The organism is uncultured Pluralibacter sp., assembly GCF_913775985.1.
Taxonomy (GTDB): domain Bacteria; phylum Pseudomonadota; class Gammaproteobacteria; order Enterobacterales; family Enterobacteriaceae; genus Pluralibacter.
Genome location: NZ_CAJYMB010000031.1, coordinates 1 through 15,512, shown reverse-complemented (window position 1 = coordinate 15,512; position 15,512 = coordinate 1). Strand labels below are relative to the sequence as shown.

13 protein-coding genes are annotated in these 15,512 nt (G+C 54.0%); 3 read left to right on the top strand and 10 right to left on the bottom strand.

All coding sequences use genetic code 11. The features are described from left to right. Window positions 1-33: 33 nt before the first annotated feature. From QZ766_RS04100 to QZ766_RS04085, 4 genes are all read right to left on the bottom strand, one after another. On the bottom strand, window positions 34-1,047 hold the full coding sequence (locus QZ766_RS04100) for a Gfo/Idh/MocA family oxidoreductase (protein ID WP_297197629.1): 1,014 nt from the start codon (window positions 1,045-1,047) through the stop codon (window positions 34-36). A gap of 46 nt (window positions 1,048-1,093) precedes the next feature. Beyond that, a complete protein-coding gene (iolE, locus tag QZ766_RS04095; protein ID WP_297197626.1) occupies window positions 1,094-1,996 on the bottom strand; it encodes a myo-inosose-2 dehydratase in 903 nt (300 codons plus the stop codon). 250 nt (window positions 1,997-2,246) lie between these two features. Then, entirely contained in the window at window positions 2,247-3,104 is an 858-nt protein-coding gene (locus QZ766_RS04090; protein WP_297197623.1) for an AraC family transcriptional regulator, read from the bottom strand. A 160-nt stretch (window positions 3,105-3,264) separates the two neighbouring features. Further along, window positions 3,265-4,704, bottom strand: a complete 1,440-nt coding sequence (locus tag QZ766_RS04085) for a sugar porter family MFS transporter (RefSeq protein ID WP_297197621.1) — start codon at window positions 4,702-4,704, stop codon at window positions 3,265-3,267. A 463-nt stretch (window positions 4,705-5,167) separates the two neighbouring features. On the opposite strand from QZ766_RS04085, the gene QZ766_RS04080 reads away from it, so the two are divergent. Next, window positions 5,168-6,673 (top strand): CoA-acylating methylmalonate-semialdehyde dehydrogenase, encoded by a 1,506-nt coding sequence (locus QZ766_RS04080; RefSeq protein WP_297197618.1) that lies wholly within the window; start codon window positions 5,168-5,170, stop codon window positions 6,671-6,673. A 64-nt stretch (window positions 6,674-6,737) separates the two neighbouring features. Next, window positions 6,738-7,559, top strand: coding sequence for a 5-deoxy-glucuronate isomerase (iolB, locus tag QZ766_RS04075; RefSeq protein WP_297197616.1), 822 nt, complete (start codon window positions 6,738-6,740; stop codon window positions 7,557-7,559). A gap of 294 nt (window positions 7,560-7,853) precedes the next feature. Here iolB and iolG read toward each other — a convergent pair whose 3' ends face one another. From iolG to QZ766_RS04045, 6 genes are all read right to left on the bottom strand, one after another. Beyond that, complete coding sequence (gene iolG, locus QZ766_RS04070) at window positions 7,854-8,843, bottom strand: inositol 2-dehydrogenase (RefSeq protein WP_297197613.1); 990 nt, start codon at window positions 8,841-8,843, stop codon at window positions 7,854-7,856. A 266-nt stretch (window positions 8,844-9,109) separates the two neighbouring features. Beyond that, the gene (locus QZ766_RS04065; protein WP_297197609.1) at window positions 9,110-9,964 is read right to left on the bottom strand and encodes a MurR/RpiR family transcriptional regulator; all 855 of its coding nucleotides are present in this window, start codon (window positions 9,962-9,964) and stop codon (window positions 9,110-9,112) included. A 597-nt stretch (window positions 9,965-10,561) separates the two neighbouring features. After that, complete coding sequence (locus tag QZ766_RS04060; RefSeq protein WP_297197606.1) at window positions 10,562-11,137, bottom strand: DUF1349 domain-containing protein; 576 nt, start codon at window positions 11,135-11,137, stop codon at window positions 10,562-10,564. Next, window positions 11,134-12,093: an aldo/keto reductase gene (locus QZ766_RS04055; protein ID WP_297197604.1), complete on the bottom strand. Its 960-nt coding sequence runs from the start codon at window positions 12,091-12,093 to the stop codon at window positions 11,134-11,136. The genes QZ766_RS04060 and QZ766_RS04055 overlap by 4 nt, the downstream gene beginning before the upstream one ends. A gap of 27 nt (window positions 12,094-12,120) precedes the next feature. After that, window positions 12,121-13,200 carry a malate/lactate/ureidoglycolate dehydrogenase gene (locus tag QZ766_RS04050; RefSeq protein ID WP_297197601.1) on the bottom strand — a complete coding sequence of 360 codons (1,080 nt, stop codon included), beginning with the start codon at window positions 13,198-13,200 and terminating at the stop codon, window positions 12,121-12,123. Between the two features lie 78 nt (window positions 13,201-13,278). Further along, window positions 13,279-14,304: an LLM class flavin-dependent oxidoreductase gene (locus tag QZ766_RS04045; RefSeq protein ID WP_297197598.1), complete on the bottom strand. Its 1,026-nt coding sequence runs from the start codon at window positions 14,302-14,304 to the stop codon at window positions 13,279-13,281. A 230-nt stretch (window positions 14,305-14,534) separates the two neighbouring features. On the opposite strand from QZ766_RS04045, the gene QZ766_RS04040 reads away from it, so the two are divergent. Continuing rightward, the coding region (locus tag QZ766_RS04040) for an NAD(P)/FAD-dependent oxidoreductase (RefSeq protein WP_297197595.1) at window positions 14,535-15,512 on the top strand (978 nt) is incomplete at its 3' end.

Below are 15,512 nucleotides of genomic sequence, written 5' to 3'. Positions count from 1 at the left end.
TTTATGCCCATCCAGTACCAGTATTAGTGACTTTTAAGCCAGTTCAGGCTTGGCTGGCAGCGTTATGAATTCTGTATTACCGCTCTGCTGCGACCTCACGCAAGCATCTGCTGTTACTGCCGCCAGATAGCCGTCCCATGCGCTGGGCCCAGCAGGAGGTTGCTTCGCGTTAAGGCGATCGAAGAAGTCCTGAAATTCGGTATCGTAGGCATCGATAAAACGTTCCTTCCAGTCCGTCAGGATGTCGGTGCTGTATTTGGCACCTTTACGCACGGCAACGCTAGCCACGGTCGGTAACTCCGCCATACCCAGCTCCCCTGTTACGTCACAATGGATGTCATAGCCGTACTGGCAGTTGACGAACACCTCCACCACGATGTTGATCCCTTTGACGGTTTCCAACACGACAACTTGAGGATCTTTAAGCACGCTGCCGTCCGCTTTGCTGGTCTGCCGCGCAAAGTAGACTTTAACGCTCTTATAGTTGTCATTGAGTAACCAGTGCAGCACATCAATTTCATGGATCAGCGTTTCATAGATGGCCTGCGGCGTTTTGTACCCCGGGACGGTTCCGGCATTGTAGTGACGGCCATGTACCATCAGCGGCTGACCAATTTCATTGCTGTCGATGATTTGCTTAAGCTGCATATAGCCTGTGTCGTAGCGGCGCATAAAACCGACTTGAAGCATGCGCTTGCCGGTCTTGCGCTCTGCCTCAACGACTCTTTCACAATCAGCGGCACTAATGGCCAGTGGTTTTTCGCAGAATACGTACTTATTGGCATTCAGCGCCGCCACGGCAATATCCGCGTGCGATTCGTTGGATGCCGTGATTACTACTACCTCGACTTCCTTGTCTTTAATCAGATCGTGGTAATCTTTATAGTCGCGCGCCTCCAAATTAAATTTTTTCAACGCTGCCTTTGCTTTTCCGTCGACGATATCGCAAACGGCAACCACATCGACGCCAGAAATGGTATTTGACAGCCTTCTCAAATGATCTGAGCCAATCATGCCAATACCAACAACACCTGCTTTTAATACCATGGTGATATTCTCCTTTAATAATTTAATCTTTCACGTACTGATAAAATTAAATATATCTTTTCAGTAAAAGATCGATATGCTTACGACCTTTCAGCGCATATTCCAGCGGGTTGTATATTTTAGGATCCTGCTCGGCCTCAACCACAATCCATCCCTTATAATCGTGTTCTACCAGAGAGGAAAAGATTTCATGAAAATTAATATCTCCATCACCAGGCACGGTAAATACGCCATTCAGAAACGAATCGAGGAATGATTTATGGCTGTCCCGACAGCTACGTAAGTTTTTGTTGCGAACGTCTTTAAAATGCACATGAGCAATACGCCCGTAGTGCCGTGTCAGCAGCGGCATGGTTACGCCGTCTGAGACATAAATATGGCCTGTGTCATAGAGCAGGTGGACATATTTTGGATTGGTTGCTTCCATCAGGCGATCCACTTCTGCCAGAGTCTGTATGCCTGTCCCCATATGATGGTGGAAGGCCAATTTAAGATGATGCTGTTGAGCTACTTGACCTAATTCATTCAATCCATTGCATAACAGCGCCCATTCCTGTTCACTGAAATAGGGTTTTTCTGTATAGACGCATTTTTCCGTGCCCTGAATGCTATACGTCTGCTCAGAGACGACCGCCACGTCTGCTGCCACAGCTTCCAGATAGGCACAATGTTTTTCAAATGCCTTTCGAGCTGCCTCGATGCCATCCCTGATAATAAAAGATGAGAACCATTGACCTGGGATTTTCATATCCCGCAGATCCAGTTCTTTTTTCAACTCCGCAGGATCCTGTGGATAACACCCTCCCACTTCAGTACCTGCAAAACCCGCAATTTTTGCATCGCTCAAAATTTGTTTATACGTATTTTCTTTGCCGATCTCGGGAATATCATCATTGCGCCAGCCGATAGGCGCAATGCCCCATTTTATATTTTTAAGCACATCAGACATAATGTTTTACCTCTCTATTCATCGTAATCATCTAAATTTATTGTTATGCATCGCAGATGCTGAATAAGAAATTCGTGATGGCGGGTAAGATGGAAGAATTATATTTCTTACAGACCAGTAATTCTTTATGGATCTTGGTTTAATTTACGCCTTAAATGCCGATCGCCGTCACACATTGCTCTCGGCTTACCCATAATATTGTTTTATCCCCCCAGGGCTCTCTTCCATGATGCCCCCTGGGGACGCCGCGTCAGGAAAACGTACTGCTCGGCACTTGACGCTGGTTTTTCGTCAGGTACTCGTTGCGGTACTGCCCGGGTGTTTTCCCCACCTTGTTTTTGAAATAGTTGTTGAAATGACTGAGGTTGGCGAAGCCTACCCGATAAGCAACTTCGGTAATATTTTCCATCCCCAGCTCCTCTGCCGTAGTAAGCAGTGTCTGGGCCTCGCCGAGCCGCCGTTTTATTAAGTAGTCTATCGGCGAGTAGCTAAAGGTCTTTTTAAATTCATGCGAAATATAAAAAGGGCTTGCGCGAAACTGCTGCGCGAGGGTCCCCAGTTGGATGGGTTCATGAAAATGTAAATCGATAAAATCTTTGATGCTGGCCGGCAGCGTGCCGTTCATGAGGTCGGTACAGTCATCAACTTTTGTCAGAATGTTGCTGCTTACATACTCAAGCAGTACCTGCGTAAGAGCCTGTGCCATAGAGTACTTTTGCGCTGTCTCACTGTTGAGCATGACAAAGATGGTATTCATTAGCGAGAATACATTGTCGTAGTGTTGATACAGTGGGAATACCGGTATCGTACCGTCCGTAATAATCGCGCCCGGGCGCATACCTCGTTTGACGATATTGCGGATACCGCAGCACAGCGTGCCAACAGATGTACCATCCTCAAGATATTCATCATGCACCACGAGACTGTTATAAATGACGAGATCACCACGTTTGACGCGATATATCCGATTGCCGATAAAATAGTCTCCTGCCCCTTCAGTGATCAGAATAAGTTCCACGGTTTCCGGATGCATATGCATAAATCGGGAAAAAGGGCCCTGATGCTGATCGACTCTGCTGGCATACGCCAGAGAGGGTCGATCGGTCATAAGGTGATCGGGCCGACAGAAACACATTCGCATTATCATTTCCCTCCTGATGTCTACATGGAACGAGCCCTGGGCAGAGCATACTGCCTTAATCAATATATAATCCGTCCACCGCAGCCCGGCATACGGCCTGCCGCGCGGGGAGGATTAGAAACGTCACTCATTTAGGCGTTGTGATTGGCTTAGCTTCACCTTGCAGTGTGTTCATTTTTTCCAGAGCTAACTGTTCGATATTTTCCAGCGCCACGCCCTTGGTTTCCGGTACGTAACGATGCAAGAACCAGAAGCAAATGATGTTGAAGACTACAAATATCCACATCGAGAACGCCCCATTAAACTGCTGCTGCAGATACGCATTGTCGTTGATTGTGGGAAAAAACTGGGTGATCAGAAAGTTGGCGACCCACATCATACTGACCGCGAGACTCATGCCAAAACCCCGGATCTTTTCCGGGAAGATTTCTGAGATCAGGACCCATGCACCTGCACCCCAGCTCATAGAAAACAGAAGCATAAAAAACAGGATGCCAAAGATAGTGATATAGCCGGTGTCATGGGAATACATGCCCCATGAAGCCAGCAGTAAACCAACAATCGCCCCTACCGTACCGATTTTCATAACCGGCAGCCGACCGTAGCGATCGAAGAGGTTCATGCCAATCAAGGAGCCGATGCCGTTGAACAACGCAATGAAAATAGTCTGAAACAGAACCGCGTCCTTACTGCTGGAGGCGCTTTGCAAAACGACAGGCGCATAATAATTCATCACGTTGATGCCCGTGAACTGCTGCAGGACCGCGATCAGCACCCCGACAACCAGAATATATTTCAGCACGGGTGTATCTATGGCGGTACGGGATTTCCTGCCAGATCCGGCTCGGCCCTTCTGGGAGGGCGTTTGCTCGAAAAGCTGACGGGCTTCCTCCTGATTGAATTCGGGATAAATTCGGGATAGCACCCGCACAGCCTTATCACCCCGTCCATTTTTGATGCACCAATAGGGGGATTCAGGAAGGAACAGGGTAACGACAAGCATCAAGATCGATGGTACCAATTGCGCCCCCATCATCCAGCGCCAGCCCTCAGTTACCATCCAGCTCTCGGTCATTCCCCTGGCGATGAAGAAGTTAGCGATGAAAACCACCAGCTGTCCCGCCACTACAGACAGATTGTATATACCAGATGCTTTACCGCGGATTGGCACAGGTGCGATTTCCGACGCATACATCGGAACCACCGTGCCGGCCAGGCCGATGGCAAATCCACTGACAATGCGGGCGGTCGAAAATATTGCAAATGACGGCGTGATTGTCAGGATGTAGGAGGCGATGACAAAAATGACCGCAGCCACCAATAACGCCGGCTTGCGACCGATTCGATCGGCTATTTTACCTGCTGACAGTGCGCCAAGGACCGCCCCGACAATAATGCTCGATACTGCCCACCCCATCTGAGAAGACGTGAGATTGTAAAACTTCTGTATCGAATCCACTGCACCCGCAATAACGCCCGTGGAGTAGCCAAACATAATCCCACCCAGCGCCGCGCTACAGCATAGCGCGTACACATACCAGGAATTGTACTTGTGATCGTAAGACATGGAGCCCCCTCCGCGCCATCATGTCGAATGACATGGGCTGTTACTAAAGATAGATAGTCATAGAATGACTGATATTTTGATTCTAATTTTTTAAAACTAGAATTCTTTTATCATTTAGAGAGCATTGTTTTTTAGATGTCGATCATAAAATCAAAAATATTATGTAGGCTAAAAACTTCACTAAACACCATGAGCAACAATTAAATATCCTTTAAATTCATTATCTTGATTGTTATTTTCACAAGTGAATCTCTGGAAATATCGATCGCTCCCTTCTTAAAAAACAGATTCCACCCAAACTAAATAAAAATTTTATGCATTTTAATTTGAAATATTAAGTTCAAAATCTTAGAGTGGTCACATTCGCATCAGGCCTGACGAGCAGTGAACGGTGAGGGGCCTGACTATCCATGCTCGAAAAATACATCCCACTTCGGAAAACGTTTTATTAAGGTAAATACAAATGGAAACAGTCGGTAATTTCATAAACGGCAAAATCTGCCAAAGCATCAATAGTGAAACGCTGCCGGTCACTAATCCGGCAACGGGCAAAGTCATCCGGCAAGTGTCTCAAAGTACAGAGCAAGAAATGCTGGGGGCCATTGCCGCTGCACATAACGCTTTTCCGGCCTGGGCGAAAACCACCCCGTTACGCAGGGCGCGTATTCTTTTTCACTTTAAGGCGCTGCTGGAGCAACACCGGGATGAATTGGCCGAACTTATCGTCAGCGAACACGGCAAGGTCTACTCTGATGCTCTCGGTGAACTGACACGCGGCATTGAAGTCGTCGAATTCGCCTGCGGTATACCCCACCTCATTAAAGGCGAGTACTCCGCTAACGTGGGTGGAGGGGTCGACAGCTTCTCCTTGATGCAACCACTGGGCGTGGTTGCGGGCATTACTCCCTTCAATTTTCCCGCTATGGTGCCCATGTGGATGTTCCCGGTTGCCCTGGCCTGCGGGAACACCTTTATTCTGAAACCGCCAGCTCCGGTGCCTTCGGCCTCACTACGTTTGGCTGAGCTGCTCACAGAAGCCGGTTTGCCCGATGGCGTTTTTAACGTGGTCCATTGTAACAACGATGTCGCCAGCTTACTGACGACCGACCCGCGCATTCAGGCGGTCAGCTTCGTCGGGTCTTCCGGTGTTGCTGAGCATATCTACAAAACCGCCAGCGCCCACGGTAAACGTGTACAAGCCTTTGGCGCAGCGAAGAACCATGCGATTGTTATGCCGGATGCGGATTTGGATGCGACAGTCAACGCCATTATGGGCGGTGCTTTTGGTTCAGCCGGGGAACGCTGCATGGCGCTGCCGTTGGTGGTCGCGGTTGGTGACGACACTGCCGACAAGCTCATCGCGCGACTGACGCCGCTGATTACCGCCCTGCGCGTGGGCCCTGGCAACATTAAAGGCGACAAAGAAAACGAGATGGGGCCGGTCGTATCCAGGGCCCATCAGAAGAAGGTGCTGGGCTATATCGACAAAGGCGTGGCGGAAGGCGCCAGGCTAATCATTGATGGCCGCAACTATAAGGTGGAAGGCCATCCCAACGGCTTTTACGTCGGAGGTACCTTATTCGATAGCGTCACGCCAGACATGACCATTTATCGGGAAGAGATCTTCGGGCCAGTATTGGGGATTGTACGAGTGCCGGATTATGAAACCGCCATCGCCACCGTCAACGGGCATGAGTTCGGCAACGGCAGCGCCATTTTCACCACCAGCGGCCATTACGCACGGGAGTTCGTTCAGACAGTCGAGGCAGGAATGGTTGGCGTTAACATTCCGGTTCCCGTCCCTATGGCGTTCCACTCCTTTGGAGGCTGGAAACGGTCTGTCTTTGGTGCCCTCAATGCCCATGGGCCGGATGGAGTACGCTTCTACACCCGCATGAAGACGGTTACCACTCGCTGGCCGAGCGGTCAGCAGACCGTTTCGGAATTCAGCATGCCGACGTTGGGCTAAAACCAATCATGGTCCGGCATGATGTGCAATCGCCGGACCATGAATTAAATAGCAGGAGAAAAGTATGGCTACCTTGCTGAGTAAATGCGCCACGCAAGACAACGGTCAGATCCAGCACATTACCCCAGCCAATGCCGGTTGGAAATATGTGGGATTCGATCTTTTCCGCCTACAACCCGGGCAGGAAATCACTCTGCCCTCTGACGATCTGGAGCGCTGTCTGGTGCTGGTATCAGGTCTTGCCACTGTGGTAACCACCGCCGGGACATTTGAGCGTATCGGTCAGCGCATGAGTCCTTTTGAACGCATTCCTGCCTGGTCGGTATATGTCCCGCACCACTCCCCGGCCCGGGTGAAGGCAGAAAGTGAACTGGAGCTGGCGGTATGTAGCGCTCCGGGATTCGGCAACCTTCCACCCCGCCTGATTTCACCGGATCTGGTGGGTGTTGAGCAGCGCGGCAAAGGGCGAAATCGTCGCCTGGTACACAATATCTTGCCCGACGATAGCCCTGCAGACAGCCTGCTGGTGGTGGAGGTATATACCAACGAGGGAGACACCAGCTCATATCCCAGCCACAAGCACGATACAGCAATTGCAGGATGTGAAACGGCACTTGAAGAGACGTACTACCATCGCTTCGATCCACCCCAGGGATTCTGCCTGCAGCGCGTCTACACAGACGACCGCTCGCTGGATGAATGCATGGCCGTTTATAATTGTGATGTCGTTAAAGTCCCCCGGGGCTACCATCCGGTCGCCACTATCGCCGGGTACGACAACTACTATCTCAATGTGATGGCAGGCCCGGTACGCCAGTGGCAATTCACCTGGGAGAAGGATCACGCCTGGGTTAATTCAGATAAGTATCCGCGTCCAGAAAGATAAAAGCGCCATCGGCATACGCAGCCTCAAAAGGCTGCGTTTTTTTGGTCCAGACTCTCTGCAGTGTCAAAAGTAGCCGCCTTATACTCCAGGCTCGATATCATAGGCAGCATGGGCCACATCCGGCTGCAGGAATGGCTGGTTTTCTGTTGTTTTGAGTGTGTTGGCAAGACGGCCACTGGAGTGAAAAAGATGTTGAAACCGAGATCAGCCAAAGCACAGGCGCGATTGTTGACGCTCCCTATGTTCAGCCCCTTCATTCCGGGAACACCAGGGTGCGCCCGGATCTGCAGAGTCTTATGCGATGATCGCTTTTCGACCGGTAGACAGCGATTCTGCCGCCATTTCAGCCAGAAATAAGGCCATTTCGCCATCGCGGCCCGTGCAACCAATTGCACTGCGGTTGGCCAGCACGTCTACGAAGTGTTTCCATTCAGCCTGATACGCGGCACGATAACGCTCCATGAAGGATTCCTTTAGTGTCGATCGTATGCATCCCTCCGCGCTCCACTGCTCTACGGTATCCTCGCGGACATTGTCCACCCGTAGCAGCCCTCTGGCGCCGTGAAGTTCAATGCGCTGATCGTAGCCATAGCCTGACCGACGGCTATTGACGATCGTCGCCTGCGCTCCGGAAGGAAATGACATCACCACAGTCGCAGTATCAATGTCCCCTGCATCACCAATCGCCGGATCGACCAAGTTACTCCCCTGCGCGTAAACACTGACGGGGTCTTCAGACAAAATAAAGCGAGCCATGTCAAAATCGTGGATCATCATGTCGCGGAACAAGCCTCCCGAGACACCAATATAGCCGATTGGTGGTGGTGACGGATCCCTGGAGACGATCAGTAACAACTCGGCTTTTCCGATTTCACCGGCATCAAAGCGCGCCTTGAGCTGGACGAACTGGGGGTCGTAACGCCGATTGAATGCTATGAATAATGGAACCTGCTGTTGTGCGGCTACCGCCAGGCACTCACGCACCCTCCCAAGATCCAAATCAATCGGCTTTTCACAGAAGATAGCTTTACCGTGACGTGCAGCAGCTTCGATCTGTTCGGCATGCTGGTTAGTAGCAGAAGCGATAAGTACCGCATCAACCTTGGGATCCTCAAGAGCCTGTTGCAATGTCTGAACGCGGGCACCGAACAGGTGTGCAACGCTACAGGCGTTATCTTCGTTCGGATCCACCACAGCATACAGCCGTGAGGCATTATTTGCTGCGACGTTCTCAGCATGGAGCTTGCCGATACGGCCTGCCCCCAGTAGCGCAATATTGAACATAGATACTCCTGCATCGCTGTAAAACGAAATCGCTGTATCGCCCTGTCATTAAATGTGTCAATGCAGGGCATATTTGAAATATAAATTCCAATTTATACTACCATGAAACAATAACTCCAACAACGCGATTACATATAACGAAATGAAGGCTGGCCAGCGTAGTGTTACCTGGTGACAGCCTCAGGAGCGGTGTAATAAAGGAAACTTCACGCCAGTTAGGGCGCTGCGGCAATTTCTTTGAAATTGTTACAGATCATGCACAGTACCTACCCGACCTCCGGCCCCTGCACTGTAGCCATTCCCGCACCATTGAGTGCTAATGACATCACTAACGTCTGGGCAAGGCACATTGAAGCGATCTGGGAGCGGAAACCATCTACCTGTGCCTCGCGAACCACAAAGCACACGTCACTGAAAGCAGCAAGGGGGCTCACCTGGCTATCGGTGATGGCAATCTGGCGCGCTCCCTGTTTGGCACCGAGTTCCACGAGCTCTACGCCCTCCTGCGCGTAAGGAGAGTAGCTGATGGCAATCACCACATCTTTGGGGCTTACCATGCTGAGTTGCTCGGTGAACATGCCGCCGAGTCCATCAATCAGAAATGCACGACGCTCCAGATGACGTAAGGCATAAGTCAGGTAGCAGGCCACACTGAATGACCGGCGCAGGCCGACAACGTAGATAGTCTCAGCTTTAGATAGCAGCGCGACAGCATTATCCAGCGCTTCAGGCTTAATCTGGGCGGAAAGCTGCTGCAAGGCCTGAACATTGACCATAGAGAACATGTTAAGAATTTCTGACGGCTTCTCCGGGCCATTGGCTGGATCCTCGCGGAAAAGACGTGCACGCTCAGTATAGCTGACCGTTTCATCCATCAGATGCTGGCGATAGACCTGCTTCATTTCATTGAATCCGCTGAAACCAAACGCATTGGCAAAGCGGATCAGGGTGGAAGGCGGTACCTGAACATGTTCGGCAATGGAAACCACGGTATCAAACGCCACGCTATTGCTGTTATCCAACATGTAACGTGCCACTTGCTTGAGACGTTTGCTCAATGTGTCGTAACGACTACGGATATCGTCCTGCAACAGGGACAGTTGCGTTTGATGATTAGACATGCGGCACTCACTCGATCAATGTATAAATAATAGAATAATGAATTCTATCAAATGGCAAGAAAATTTCATTCGGAATCACCAGGAAAATTGACATCGGATCTTCGATTTATGTACCGGATGAAACACTAAGCTCCCGGTTTTCAGCGGGGGAAGGTTATCCGTAATACGCCCAGCAACAGGCGCGACCTCGCTCAAGCCAACCTCTTATCCGGTAATACAGATCGTTTTATATAGCTCAAAGCGATATAAAGTCAGCTCTCCTTCATAACCATTGCTATCATCGCCCTGTATTCATTAAGCAACACTACTTGCACGCTCACCATAGAGCCAACAGCGGTGATTTTGTCATCTTTCTCAGATGCAATATCGACGCCGCCAGATGCACCGGGCCGCTGCCGGACAGCGCAGCATGTAATTTAAAAGATAATGGAGCCCGGAGTCAGGTGTAATAAGACTTAATCCTGCCCTTTTAAAAAACTCCATCAATTCGTCTCAACCCTGGATTATTCAGGGCCTGTCGGCCCAGCAGCTAGCTTCATCGTTGCGACGCTGGCATAAAAAAGCCTGCGCTGCCGCAGGCTTGTCTCTTCAAACGGGTCACGTTAAATCATGCAGCGCCTTATCCAGCGGCTCGCCCAGCACAAAATCCTCAAAGCGCACCGCCAGCCCCGCGCGCTCGGGGGTGCAGCACATCACGCCGCCCCGGCACGGCCCCGCGTCCGGAAAGTGGGCCAGCCGCAGCAGCGGCCAGCTTTTGCCGTCGGCTGAGTACTGCAGCCGCAGGCTCTCGCCTTTGCGGGTGAGGCGCATCCAGAAGGTGTCCGCCCGGCCGGGAAACGGACCGGTGGCCCAGTCCGAATGCCCGAGCGTCAGCACGCTGCCGATGGCCGGCGCCCCGTCGTTGTACTCGATTCCGGCCTTGAGCCAGTGCCGCTCGTCCTGCACCAGCATGATCCCAGCCTGATCGTACAGCTTGCTGAACTCTGCGGAGATTTTAACCTGAAAGGTGAAATCTCCTTCGACATCGCAGCCGTAGAAGTGGCCGGAGAAACGTTCGAAGCCGTACCAGGTGGTGCGCCAGAAATCGGTGCCTTCATCGGTAATAACCGACAGCACGCCGTTCTCAGCCTGCCAGCGGTCGGGCTCGTTGAGCCATCGGTAGTCCGGACTCACGCCTGCGTACCGGCTTTTTCCAGCGCCTCACGCTGCGCCGGACTCAGCGCCAGCGCGATGGCCTTCGCAAAGCTTTCAACCTGGGCGACGCTGGTGGCGCTGGCGATAGGCGCGGTAACGCCCGGCTGGCCAATCAGCCACGCAAGCGCCACTTCTGCCGGTTTCGCGCCGTGCTCCTCCGCCACGCTGCGCAGGGCGTCCACGATGCGCTCCCCGCGCGGATTCAGGTATTTTTCAATGCCCTCCCCGCGCTTGCTCTGAGCGAGATCCGCCTTCGTGCGATATTTGCCCGCGAGGAAGCCGGAGGCGAGGCTGTAATAGGTCACGACGCCGATATTGTTTTCAATGCACAGATCGCGCAGCGGGCCTTCAAAGCTGCCGCGATCGTAGAGGTTGTACTCCGGCTGCAGCACCTGGTAGGCAGGTAAATTGTGTTTTTTAGCCGCCGCCAGCGAATCGCCGAGCTGCTGCGCGTCGAGATTGGACGCGCCGATAGCGCGCACTTTCCCGGCTTTCAGCAGCGCCTGATAGGCGTCCAGCGTTTCTTCGTAAGGGGTTTCGGGATCCGGCCAGTGGGAGAAATAGAGGTCGACATAGTCGGTATTCAGGCGGCGCAGTGAATCCTCAATCGCCTGCTCGATCCACTTTTTCGACAGGCCCTTGTGGCCGGGAGCGCCGAGATCGGCCCCCACTTTGGTAAACAGCTTAATGCGCTCGCGCTTGCCGGGATTGGCCTTCAGCCAGCGGCCAATAATGGTTTCTGACTCTCCGCCCTTGTTGCCCGGCGCCCACGCCGAGTAGACGTCGGCGGTATCAATGCTGTCAAAGCCGTGGTCAAGAAAGGCGTCCAGCACGCTGAAGCTGGTTTTTTCATCAATAGTCCAGCCGAAAACGTTACCGCCGAACACCAGCGGCACGATGGAAAATCCGGTGTTGCCCAGTTGACGTGTACTCATATCTGTCACTCCTGTTGAATGAAAAAATTAACGGTAGCGTTCTACCTCGTCGGCGGGCATCCCCGCCTCCAGCGCCGCGGCGAGGATTTCGCGCCAGCTGCTGTGATCGATGGGGATGCCGTGCTGCTCACGGCGGCGGCGGTTGCCCTCCTCCCACTCGCCGGGCACCTGAATGGCCTGCTCGCCGCTTTGGGGTGATGCTTTAACCCAGTCAATAAAGGCCTGCGCCTCGTCCTGCATCTGCGGCGCATCAAAGGCCTGCGGATCGAGAATAATGGTCGTCATGCAGTTAAAAATCGCGTCGTGGCTGCCCTGCAGGGTTTCAGTATAGGTGGTTCGGCCGCCGGAGAGCGCGCCGCCGAGAATTTCGCACATCGCCGCCAGCGCATAGCCCTTGTGCTGACCGAAGGGCAGCAGCGCGCCGTAGGGAGGTTCGTGCATCACCGCCGGATCGCGGGTGCCGCGGCCTTCGCTGTCGATCAGCGCGTTATCCGGGACCTTTGCGCCCTTGTGCCACGCGACCCGGGTTTTACCAAAAGCGATGGCGCTGGTGGCAAAGTCCAGCAGCAGCGGCGCCTGTCCGGGGCGGGGAAATACCGCACAGAAGGGATTGGTGCCGAAGCGGCGGTCGCTGCCGCCGAACGGCGCCACCATCGGATCGCCGGTAACGTTAACGAAGTGAAAAGAGATAAATCCGGCCCTGGCGCAGGCCTCCGCCCAGAAGCCGATCCGCCCGATATGGTGCGCGTTGTGCAGGCCGACGGCGGCGAGGCCCAGTTTTGCAGCCCGCTCGATACCGGCGTCGATTGCCTCGCGCGCCGCTACCTGGCCAAAGGCCTGCTGACCGTCAAAGGTCAGCACCGCGCCGGCATCTTTGGTCAGGCGCGCGTGCTGGTTGATTTTGAGATAGCCGCCCGCAATGGAGCGGATGTAGGTGGGGATCATGCCGACGCCGTGGGAGTCGTGTCCCGACAGATTGGCCGACACCAGATGGTCGGCAATCAGGCGGGCTTCGCGCTCTTCGCTGCCCGCACAGCGCCAGAGGCGTTCTACAAACTGCTGTAACTCACTGGCGGAAAGAATACGTTCGCTACCTGCTGAATTCATTATGCTTATCTCCTGTGGTTTACCCTATCCTGCGAGGATTTTGGCTAAATCACAAGCAAAGCCGCTTTTAAAACAGGGTTAATCGCGCCAGCCCATCGCCGGGGCGACGTGCTTGAGGATGGACTCAATCACGTGAACGTTATAGTCAACACCCAGCTGGTTAGGCACCGTCAGCAGCAGCGTGTCCGCTTCAGCGATGGCCTCATCCTGATTGAGCTGCTCAATCAGCTTATCCGGCTCCGCCGCATAGCTGCGCCCGAAGACGGCGCGGGTTTTCTCGTCGATGTTGCCCACCTGATCGCTGGAATCGCTGCTGGCGCCAAAATAGTAGCGATCGCGATCGTCCATCAGGGCAAAGATGCTGCGGCTTACGGATACTCGCGGGGTAAAGCTGTGCCCCGCTTCCGCCCACGCGGCGCGGTAGGCGCGGATCTGCTTCGCCTGCTGAATGTGGAACGGCTCGCCGGTTTCGTCGCTTTTCAGGGTCGAGCTTTGCAGATTCATGCCAAGCTTCGCCGCCCACACCGCGGTAGCGTCGGAGATAGCGCCCCACCAGATGCGCTCGCGCAGGCCGGCGGAATAGGGTTCCGGGCGCAGCAGCCCCGGCGGATTCGGGAACATCGGCTGCGGGTTCGGCGTCGCAAAACCTTCTCCGCGCAGCGCCTCCAGCAGCTCTACCGTATGCCGGCGGGCCATATCGGCATCGGTTTCGCCTTCCGCAGGCTCAAAGCCAAAATAGCGCCAGCCGTCGATAACCTGCTCCGGCGAGCCGCGGCTGATGCCAAGCTGCAGGCGGCCGCCGGCAATCAGATCCGCAGCCCCCGCGCTCTCGGCCATGTACAGCGGATTCTCGTAGCGCATGTCGATCACCCCGGTGCCGATTTCAATGCGCTTCGTTTTTGCACCGATCGCCGCCAGCAGCGGGAACGGCGAGGCCAGCTGGCGGGCGAAGTGGTGCACGCGAAAGTAGGCGCCGTCCGCGCCGAGCTCTTCGGCAGCAACGGCTAAATCAATGGATTGCAGCAGCGCGTCGCCGCCGGAGCGGGTGCCGGACTGCTGAGACGGGGTCCAGTGGCCAAAGGAGAGAAAACCGATCTTTTTCATAAGATATTTTTCCTGTTCGCAGAAACGGGCGGCAGGGAAAGCTGCACCGCAATCCTTCACTCTACACTGCTGAAAATGAGAATAAATATCATTTATTTAACACAATGTTTCAAATTTCTTGAGTATCCACCGCGCGGAAACGCGCGCCTGCGGCCCTGACAGCGCGGGGTAAAACGCTTTCCATCAACAATCGTTATATTATAACATTAGGTAAAACCTCAGGGAGCGCTATGAATCAACCTCGTGAAGTGATTATCGTCGGCGCCGGTCCGGCGGGTATCGGCATCGCCGCCATGCTGCGGCGCACCGCCGTTCAGGATCTGCTGGTGATCGACAGTGCCGACATCGGCGCCTCGTTTCTGCGCTGGCCGCAGGAGACGCGTTTTATTACGCCCTCTTTCTTCTCCAATCCCTTCGGTCCGGTGGACCTCAACGCCGTCACGCCCGACAGCTCGCCGGCACTGTTCAGCGGCGAAGAGCATCCCGGCGGTGAAAGCTACGCAGGCTACCTGCGGGCTGTGGTGGACGAATACCGCATCCCGGTGCTGGCCCCGGCGCGGGTGGTCAATGTCGCCCTGCTCGCCTCCGGGCACTTTTTTTTAACCACCGACACCGGCGAAACGCTGGAAACCAAAACCCTGGTGTGGGCCACCGGCGAGTTTCAGTTCCCGGATCGTCAGGGCTTTTCCGGAGCCAGCCTGTGCCGCCACTATGCGGACGTCAGCAGCTGGAAAAGCTGTCCTCCCGGCGAGCATATCGTGATCGGCGGCTACGAAAGCGCCGTTGACGCCGCGGTCAACCTGCTGGAAAACGGCGCCAGCGTGAAGATGCTGACCCGCTCCGCGCCGTGGTCGGCTAACCACATCAGCGATCCCAGCATTTCGCTGTCGCCCTACACCCGCATGCGCCTGAACGACGCGATGAAAAATCCGCGTCTGGAAATTTATGAGGACGCCGATATTTGCGGCGTCAGCCGCCAGAAAGCTCCGCAGCAGGGCTATACGGTACGCGCCGAAGACGGCCGGGAGTGGACCAGCCCACATCCGCCGGTGCTGGCCACCGGCTTTCACCCGGGCGGCGGCGCTGTCCAGCTGTCGGCCTTCTTCCGCTGGAGCGAGGCCGGCTACCCGGAACTGACGCCGGAAGACGGCTCGACGCTGTTTCCGGGCCTGTTTCTGGCCGGGCCCCACGTGCGTCAGGGGCAGAAT

Bases quoted from the DNA above. Each gene is read 5' to 3' on its own strand.
- QZ766_RS04100 (WP_297197629.1), bottom strand. From the start codon at position 1,047: ATGGTATTAAAAGCAGGTGTTGTTGGTATTGGCATGATTGGCTCAGAT.
- iolE (WP_297197626.1), bottom strand. From the start codon at position 1,996: ATGTCTGATGTGCTTAAAAATATAAAATGGGGCATTGCGCCTATCGGC.
- QZ766_RS04090 (WP_297197623.1), bottom strand. From the start codon at position 3,104: ATGACCGATCGACCCTCTCTGGCGTATGCCAGCAGAGTCGATCAGCAT.
- QZ766_RS04085 (WP_297197621.1), bottom strand. From the start codon at position 4,704: ATGTCTTACGATCACAAGTACAATTCCTGGTATGTGTACGCGCTATGC.
- QZ766_RS04080 (WP_297197618.1), top strand. From the start codon at position 5,168: ATGGAAACAGTCGGTAATTTCATAAACGGCAAAATCTGCCAAAGCATC.
- iolB (WP_297197616.1), top strand. From the start codon at position 6,738: ATGGCTACCTTGCTGAGTAAATGCGCCACGCAAGACAACGGTCAGATC.
- iolG (WP_297197613.1), bottom strand. From the start codon at position 8,843: ATGTTCAATATTGCGCTACTGGGGGCAGGCCGTATCGGCAAGCTCCAT.
- QZ766_RS04065 (WP_297197609.1), bottom strand. From the start codon at position 9,964: ATGTCTAATCATCAAACGCAACTGTCCCTGTTGCAGGACGATATCCGT.
- QZ766_RS04055 (WP_297197604.1), bottom strand. From the start codon at position 12,093: ATGAGTACACGTCAACTGGGCAACACCGGATTTTCCATCGTGCCGCTG.
- QZ766_RS04050 (WP_297197601.1), bottom strand. From the start codon at position 13,200: ATGAATTCAGCAGGTAGCGAACGTATTCTTTCCGCCAGTGAGTTACAG.
- QZ766_RS04045 (WP_297197598.1), bottom strand. From the start codon at position 14,304: ATGAAAAAGATCGGTTTTCTCTCCTTTGGCCACTGGACCCCGTCTCAG.